The organism is Rhodococcus sp. AW25M09, assembly GCF_000333955.1.
Taxonomy (GTDB): Bacteria; Actinomycetota; Actinomycetes; order Mycobacteriales; family Mycobacteriaceae; genus Rhodococcoides.
This window is the reverse complement of the sequence record NZ_CAPS01000024.1, coordinates 1-7,029: the sequence shown is the minus strand read 5'-3', so window position 1 is coordinate 7,029 and position 7,029 is coordinate 1. Positions and strand designations below refer to the sequence as shown.

At 61.4% G+C, this 7,029-nt stretch carries 8 protein-coding genes; 4 read left to right on the top strand and 4 right to left on the bottom strand.

Going from position 1 to position 7,029, the window contains the following annotated elements:
- Nucleotides 1–379: 379 nt before the first annotated feature.
- From RHODMAR_RS04505 to RHODMAR_RS28620, 3 genes are all read right to left on the bottom strand, one after another.
- Nucleotides 380–640 carry a hypothetical protein gene (locus RHODMAR_RS04505; protein ID WP_042937981.1) on the bottom strand — a complete coding sequence of 87 codons (261 nt, stop codon included), beginning with the start codon at nucleotides 638–640 and terminating at the stop codon, nucleotides 380–382.
- 228 nt (nucleotides 641–868) lie between these two features.
- Nucleotides 869–1,123 carry a hypothetical protein gene (locus RHODMAR_RS28115; RefSeq protein ID WP_157225979.1) on the bottom strand — a complete coding sequence of 85 codons (255 nt, stop codon included), beginning with the start codon at nucleotides 1,121–1,123 and terminating at the stop codon, nucleotides 869–871.
- Between the two features lie 667 nt (nucleotides 1,124–1,790).
- The gene (locus RHODMAR_RS28620) at nucleotides 1,791–2,534 is read right to left on the bottom strand and encodes a tetratricopeptide repeat protein (protein WP_051047783.1); all 744 of its coding nucleotides are present in this window, start codon (nucleotides 2,532–2,534) and stop codon (nucleotides 1,791–1,793) included.
- A 37-nt stretch (nucleotides 2,535–2,571) separates the two neighbouring features.
- Between RHODMAR_RS28620 and RHODMAR_RS04490 the strand changes: the two genes are divergently transcribed.
- The 3 genes from RHODMAR_RS04490 (at nucleotide 2,572) to RHODMAR_RS04480 (ending at nucleotide 6,018) form a co-directional block, all read left to right on the top strand.
- Nucleotides 2,572–3,474 (top strand): LysR family transcriptional regulator, encoded by a 903-nt coding sequence (locus tag RHODMAR_RS04490; RefSeq protein ID WP_008711737.1) that lies wholly within the window; start codon nucleotides 2,572–2,574, stop codon nucleotides 3,472–3,474.
- A 115-nt stretch (nucleotides 3,475–3,589) separates the two neighbouring features.
- The gene (locus RHODMAR_RS04485; protein WP_008711735.1) at nucleotides 3,590–4,699 is read left to right on the top strand and encodes an isocitrate/isopropylmalate dehydrogenase family protein; all 1,110 of its coding nucleotides are present in this window, start codon (nucleotides 3,590–3,592) and stop codon (nucleotides 4,697–4,699) included.
- Nucleotides 4,696–6,018, top strand: coding sequence for a CitMHS family transporter (locus RHODMAR_RS04480; RefSeq protein WP_332307747.1), 1,323 nt, complete (start codon nucleotides 4,696–4,698; stop codon nucleotides 6,016–6,018). Before RHODMAR_RS04485 ends, RHODMAR_RS04480 begins: the two co-directional genes overlap by 4 nt.
- Before the next feature lies 1 nt (nucleotide 6,019).
- Here RHODMAR_RS04480 and RHODMAR_RS04475 read toward each other — a convergent pair whose 3' ends face one another.
- A complete protein-coding gene (locus RHODMAR_RS04475; protein ID WP_008711730.1) occupies nucleotides 6,020–6,388 on the bottom strand; it encodes a glyoxalase in 369 nt (122 codons plus the stop codon).
- 60 nt (nucleotides 6,389–6,448) lie between these two features.
- Here RHODMAR_RS04475 and RHODMAR_RS04470 point away from each other — a divergent pair, with 60 nt between their 5' ends.
- Nucleotides 6,449–6,919 carry a nuclear transport factor 2 family protein gene (locus tag RHODMAR_RS04470; protein WP_008711727.1) on the top strand — a complete coding sequence of 157 codons (471 nt, stop codon included), beginning with the start codon at nucleotides 6,449–6,451 and terminating at the stop codon, nucleotides 6,917–6,919.
- The last annotated feature ends 110 nt before the right edge of the window (nucleotides 6,920–7,029 follow it).

Below are 7,029 nucleotides of genomic sequence, written 5' to 3'. Positions count from 1 at the left end.
GGGTAAACCTGAACACGAGGCCCACCGGTGGGGGAATTACGTGACAACTACCCCGGGGGAATTACGTGACCGTCCACACCGGGGCCACTCCGCGGGACCCAGAGACACGCCAGGTTCGACTTCGATTAGGCCTCCGCCGTTGCTGGATCCGGTTGGACTACCGACAACAGTTCTTCCAGAAAACGAATCGAACTGTCTGCAGTCCGCGGTTCCGGCCGGTTCAATGGTGGGTGTCGGTCGACCAGAATTCGATGTAGGGAGATCACGGGCCGCAGAGCATGCCGTCAAACCGAGAACTACAGGTATCGACAGACCTAGAGCGAGCTGGGTGCTTGTGGGTACTCGGCGAGAGACCATCTTGCGCTTGGCTCCTTTTGGCTCAGATGTAAGATTGACCGTTGTCGTATGTACCGACGCGACTGGGATCAACCCACCTCACAACGATTTTGAGCAGGGTATCTGGCGGTGATTCCTTCCACTGCTTCAAAGAGACCTTGTGGGTGCTTCCCTCGGGGCCGGGCACGAGACCGCCCGACATTTCGAGGTAGGTGCGCCATGAAGCGAGTGTCCTGACACCTATCTCGTCGCGCGCCCGTTCAGCGCTCAGCTCTTCAACGATCAGTTGGCCAGTGTCACTCACAGCGGCGACCTCTCTCGGCGCGACGAGCGAAAATCAGGAAGGGCAGCGCCACCGACAGCAAGTGCGGTCGGCGCCGTCCGTCCGAGACGCTTGTTGGAGCCGGGCCGGATCATCCTCGAACGGTAGCGTGTTTCACCGTATCTCGGCGGCGATAGAACGGCACGACGTAGATGCGTTGACAACGTCGGCATCTGGTCGACCGATGGGTCTGGCTTCCGCTCGGCTCTGTCAGAGCGTCGTGCTGGTGAACGCGTCCAGGCAAGTTCTCGCGCGAATGACAGATTCACTCAACGGACCCACGAGGGCACCATCACGGGGCCAGAGGGTGAACGACTGCGCTTCTCCGTTGATCGAGATGATGAACTCCGAGGCTCCTGCGGCCGAAATGGCCACGGACACCGTCCCGCCTCGTGGACCGGACGCGTTCGTACCCAACTGCCAGACACCCTCGTGCATCAACCCGTCCATAGAGGAGAACTGCATAGCGATCACGTAATAGTGCGCGTACGCCCTCGCCGCGCCCTGCGGCGCAACCTCTTCAGCTACCGAGACGGAAGTTTCAAGTGGGCCAACCGATGGCCGACTCAAGAGCAGCTCGCTCAGACTCGAATCGACCGTCAAACACCCCCGGTCCTCGACTTCGCCCGGTCTCATAACCAGCCCGATGATCAGCGCGAAAGCCGCCACGGCGACGGCGACCGCTAACAACCAAAGTCGCACTGTTCTCGCTCGGACCATAATGTATGACCTCCTAGCGCGTCAGATTGTTGAACGGAGGCCGTGTTCTGCCAAGGCACACCAGGGACATGCCCTGGCGCGCCCGACATTATCGGAACAAGTCGCTGGGTGGACCTAGGTCGGCACGACTCCTGCTTGGTGACTGCGACGTCAAGGCATATGCCGTGTGTCTTCACCGCCAGCGAGGCAACGAGTAATACGACCAGACTTGATATCCAGGGGTACCAGTACAGAGCGACGGAATGCCCCAGATGGGCTTGTCCCGTACTGCGACGCCTTCGGCGTCGTCCGATCGGATCGGCCTGCGGCCGAGCTTGACAAAACCTATTGAGATTCCCTTCAGTTCTTCGAATGGACGAGCTCGAGATTCGACCGACAAACGCCATCCGCGGCGGCGATGTTCCGACCGCATTCACTTCCGCTCGTCGTCGGACAGCTCTACTGCGTAGGCCTTGATTGCCCGCCGATATCTCCCCAACGCCGGTTCTGCTGCCTGCAATGCGGTTTTCAGTGCCCGCGAACCTTCCCCGAGGTCCCAGCGAATCAGCGCCGCGAATGCGTCACGCGCGGATGCGTAGTCGTTCGAGAACTCGAAATCCTGCAGCACCTGCAGCGCGTCATGGAGTCGCCCTACGTTGCGCAGCGAGCTCGCCAGTTGAATTCTGGCCTGATTCTCTCTGTCGGTATCGAGCCCGCCTGTCAGCGATGCTTCGTACAACGGCACCGCGGCCGATTCGTCGCCCAGAAAATCTTCCAACGAGGCGCGCTCGAATACCGCGCGAGCATCCGAATACGCTGCAATGAAAAGCAACTGGTCCATCTGGATTCGCATCCGCAGCGGATCCGTGTCGTCCGCCTCGCACCAGAACGCTGCCATTCGATCGTCGGGGCTGACTGTGGGGTCGATCGTCCACGACGCCCCGGCGAAGCTGGGTCTGGACCCGACCGTAGAGACAGAGGTCGCGTAGTAGCGAAAATCGTTCTTCCCGTTGACCAACGGCTGCCACTGGAATTCGACTGAGCCACCCTCTGTCAGTAGTTGCGGATCATCGATCACCGTAGGGCTCTGGATCACGCAGCCGCCGGGAGTGTCCGGTGAATCGATGATTCCCCAGCCTTCCTCCGTCGAATATCGTCGCACTTTTCCCCTCACCATGCGTCCCATGGTCGCAGACCCGGCCTAGTCTCGAGGGATGGATGTGGAGCTGTCCCTGCTCAAGCTACTGGTGGAAATCGACCGCTGCGGTTCGATGACGGCCGCTGCCGACCGACTCATGTACACGCCGTCAGCGGTGTCTCAGCAGGTCAAAAGACTCGAAACCATTGTCGGCACACCGGTCGTCGAGCGGCATGCGCGTGGAGTGCGACTCACCGAAGCCGGTCGCCTCGTGGCCGGGCGAGCGGCGGCAATCGACACGCAGCTGTCGGCACTTCGCGCCGACCTCGACGATCTGCTCGACGCGCGCAGCGGCCACGTCACCCTCGGCGTCTTTCCGTCCTTCGCCGCGTCTCTTCTACCGGACGTCATGGCAGCGTTCCGCTCGGAGCATCCGGGCATCGAACTGGGTATCCGGTCGTCGAGGCTGCGCGACCTGCACGCGATGTTGCAGGGACGGGAAGTCGACATCTCCCTGGCCTGGGACTACCCAGAGTTGCCCATGACAGTCGACGACGTGGACACCGAAGTCATCGCCGACGATGCCACCGTCCTTCTGGTGCCGGCGGGGTGGGCCTGCGACGGTCCGGTTCGACTCGAATCGCTGGCAGACGAACAGTGGATCGTGCGAGCGTCGCAGCACCCCATCACAGCGATGTTCCGATCGTCCTGTCGCAAAGCAGGTTTCGAGCCGACAGTCCTGGTCGAGTCGAACGACTACATGGAATCTCAGGCGATGGTTGCAGCCGGGCTAGGACTCACCGTCGCACCCGCTATGACCACTCGGTATCTGCGCGAGGGCGTCGAGTCGATCGACTTGGGCGAGCTGTCGAAACGGCGGATCCTGCTGTGCCGGCTCGACCAACGAACGCTGTCCCCAGCGTCGAACGCCATGCGATCGGTCCTCGTCGAGCTCTTCAAAGCTATGAATTCTACTTAAGTCAGATATTAGAAACAGTCTCTGGTCTTCACGCTCTAGGCGCGGCAAGGTATGCCACAGGTCACAAAGGATGACCGAGTCCGCAACGGTGCGGACGTGAACAGCTGGAGACATCGTGACACCCGGACATTCCACACACACCCGCGGCAACACCGTCGAACTGGTCGTTCTTGCCGGGGACGGCATCGGCCCCGAAATCAGCGTCGCGACGGTCTCGGTCGTCGAAGCAGCTCTCGTACGCAGCGGCATCTCAGCCGCCTTCACCAACGGCACCATCGGCTTCGACGCACTTCGTGAATCGGGAACAACGATGCCCGACGCCATAGTCGACCTCTCACGCGCAGCGGATGGCGTCATCCTGGGGCCGGTGTCACACCTGGACTACCCTCCGACCGAGGAGGGCGGTGTCAACCCGTCGGGGATCCTGAGGCGAAAGTTGGATCTGTACGCCAATATTCGTCCGGCCAGGACAGTCCCGTCACTGCCGAATCCGCTCGGCAAGAACTTCGATCTCGTGATCGCGAGAGAGAACACCGAGGGGTTCTACGCCGACCGCACCATGTTCGCAGGCGGCGGAGAGTTCATGCCCACCGAGGACCTTGCTCTTGCGGTCCGGAAGGTGACGCGCCGCGGCTCCGAACGGATTGTGCGCCGCGCGTTCGAGCTTGCGCAGACGCGTCGATCGAAGGTCACCGTCGTACACAAGGCCAACGTTCTCAGGCTGAGCGACGGGCTCTTTCTCGAGGCTGCCAGGGCCGTTCGGCGGGACTTCCCCGGGGTCGACTACGAGGAGCTGCTCGTGGACGCAGTAGCAGCTCTTCTCATCCGTCGACCGGAGTCTTTCGACGTCATCGCAACCACAAACATGTTCGGTGACATCCTCTCCGACGAGGCAACGGAGCTCTCCGGCAGTTTGGGGCTGGCGGCGTCGCTGAATGTCGGTGACGCGCATGCGGTCGCGCAAGCTCAGCATGGATCTGCGCCCGATATCGCCGGGAAAGGCATCGCCAATCCGGCATCGTTGATCGGTTCTGCAGCCATGCTCCTGGACTGGATCGGCCAGCAGCGGAGCGACGAAAGACTCTCCGTGGCCGGGAAATCCATTCATCGCGCCATCGACAGTGCGGTGGGCAGGCCAGAGACCCGCACGGCAGACCTCCGCGGAACCGCGACCACCGAACGCTTCACACGCGCGGTCATCGAGCACCTCGAGTCGGAGGGCTGAATTATGTTGGCAATACTTGGATTCCTCTCCCTTGCGTCCTTCATGCTGGTGGTCATCAAAAATGGGCGACGGCCCTGGTTGCCGTCGTCACAATTCCCATCGTCGTTCTGCTGATCAGTGGACAAGGCGCAGCACTGCCGGACATGGTTGCGGCGGGGATCGAAACTGTCGCTCCCACAGCCATTCTGCTGCTGTTCGCCGTCCTGTACTTCGGCATCATGATGGACGCCAAACTGTTCGACCCCATCTCGCGGGGAATCATCCGGTTGTCCGGTGGCGATCCCGTCAAAATCTGTGTCGGCACGGCGGTTCTCGCTCTTTTGGTCGCACTCGACGGCGATGGCACCACGTCGTACATGATCATCTGTTCTGCGTTTCTCCCCATCTACCGCAAGCTCGGAATCAATCCTCTCGTCATCGCCACGATTGCAACGATGGCTCTCGGGACCGTTTCCGGCACGACCCCCTGGGGTGGAGCCGCGACCCGAGCGATCAGCGTGCTGCAGATCGACGCCACCGACTACTTCGTGCACATGCTGCCCGCGATGCTGCTGATGTCGGCGACGATCATCGGGCTCGCCTATCTGTTGGGCCGAAACGCGCGCAAGAAAATTACCCCGGAGCGCATAGCCGAGGTTACTGCTCACGTGTCCGCCGGCCGGCACGAAGAATCCTCGGACGGAAGTCTTCGGACGAAAGCCACCTGGCGGACCTGGGTCAACGCATCGCTCACCGTCACACTGCTGGTGCTGCTGGTACTCGGAGTTGCCGATCTTCTGGTGCTGTTCATGCTCGGCTTCATCATCGTGCTCGTCGTCAACCACCCCAGGCCCGCCGACCAAGGGGACGTGATCCGGGCGCACGCCGCCAACGCCGTCCCCGTCGTCATCCTGGTACTGGGAGCCGGTGTGTTCACCGGCATCCTCACCGAGACCGGCATGACCACCGCCATGGCGAATGCGCTGATCTCGCTGATCCCGGACGGTGCCGAGGGCCTGATCCCTGCCGCTGCCGCCCTGATCGGAATACCGTTGAGCTTCTTCATGGCCAACGATGCCTACTTCTTCGGAATCGTGCCGGTGCTCGCGGAATCGGCAGCGCAATACTCCATTCCACCCGAGGAGATGGCACGTGCTGCAGTGATAGGTCAAATGGCGCACTCGATCGGACCGGCATCGGCACCGTTGTGGGTTCTTCTCGGCTTGGTCAGAGCATCGCTGGGCGACTTCCAGCGCTTCGCCTTCTTGTGGGTACTGGCCGCGTCGCTGATGTACATCGTGTTCGCATTGCTGACCGGGGCTATTTCAATTGGTCTATAATCTACTGTGCTGCAACGAATTCGATACGGTTCCCGACGCCGTCACGGGAATGAAACCGGCGTCGACCAGGTATCTCCTCCGAGTCGGCCCAGGTCACCGCGAACCCAGCAGACGCCAATGCCGTAGCAGTCACATCGATATCGACGACGAAGGCCGGGTGCGCCTTCAGGGCCGGGCGAAAGTCGTCTTCGATGCCGACATGTATCTCGCCGCTGGGGCCGCCCACACCGGGCACCCGAAACCAACATCCCCCGCGCACAGCCAACGCCGGCGGCTTCGGGATCTCCTCCCATCCCAGAGCATCCCCGAAGAACTTCCGCTCGCGATCTTCGCCGCCGGGCGGGCATGCCACCTGCACGTGGTCAATCATCGAACGAACGTACCTCCGACTCGATTGACACGTCGGTGAACGGTAGGCAAACGTATGGGTATGCAACTGAGATTTCTGGCCGGCATCTCGACGGCCTTTGCCGTCAAACTCCTGGTGATGCGGGCACTGACACTCAAGCTGCAGCGAGACATCGAAGCACTCAACAACGGCAACTACCGCCCGCTGCTCTCGTCGTTCCACCGCGATGCTGTGCTCAAGTTCGCAGAGGGCGACAGCCGCTGGTCCGGAACCCACCGCGGTCGCGCAGAAATAGAAAAATTCTTCCAGGACTTCGTCGCCGCCGGAATCAAGGGCCAGATCACCGAGATCTACAGCGGCGGCGCGCCCTGGCGAATGACCCTGCTCGCGCGATTCGACGACAACGCCCACACGCCCGACGGCACAGAGCTCTACAGCAACCGCACAGTGCTGCTGGTCCGCACACGCTGGGGAAAAATCATCTCGCAGGAAGACTTCTTCGAGGACACCACACGCATCGATGCATTCGAGAAGAAGCTTCGGCAACTTTAGATTCGCGCACCCGTCGACCCGGTGCACGACCTCCGCCGGTACTCAATGTGACATCCGGTGGCCTTTTTGGGGGTCAATGGCACATCGAGTGGACTTCCGGGGGGACTGGC

What these genes read in the sequence shown, in the direction of transcription:
- RHODMAR_RS28620 (WP_051047783.1), bottom strand. Translation starts at nt 2,534, where the DNA reads ATGGTGAGGGGAAAAGTGCGACGATATTCGACGGAGGAAGGCTGGGGA.
- RHODMAR_RS28115 (WP_157225979.1), bottom strand. Translation starts at nt 1,123, where the DNA reads ATGCAGTTCTCCTCTATGGACGGGTTGATGCACGAGGGTGTCTGGCAG.
- RHODMAR_RS04470 (WP_008711727.1), top strand. Translation starts at nt 6,449, where the DNA reads ATGCAACTGAGATTTCTGGCCGGCATCTCGACGGCCTTTGCCGTCAAA.
- RHODMAR_RS04475 (WP_008711730.1), bottom strand. Translation starts at nt 6,388, where the DNA reads ATGATTGACCACGTGCAGGTGGCATGCCCGCCCGGCGGCGAAGATCGC.
- RHODMAR_RS04490 (WP_008711737.1), top strand. Translation starts at nt 2,572, where the DNA reads ATGGATGTGGAGCTGTCCCTGCTCAAGCTACTGGTGGAAATCGACCGC.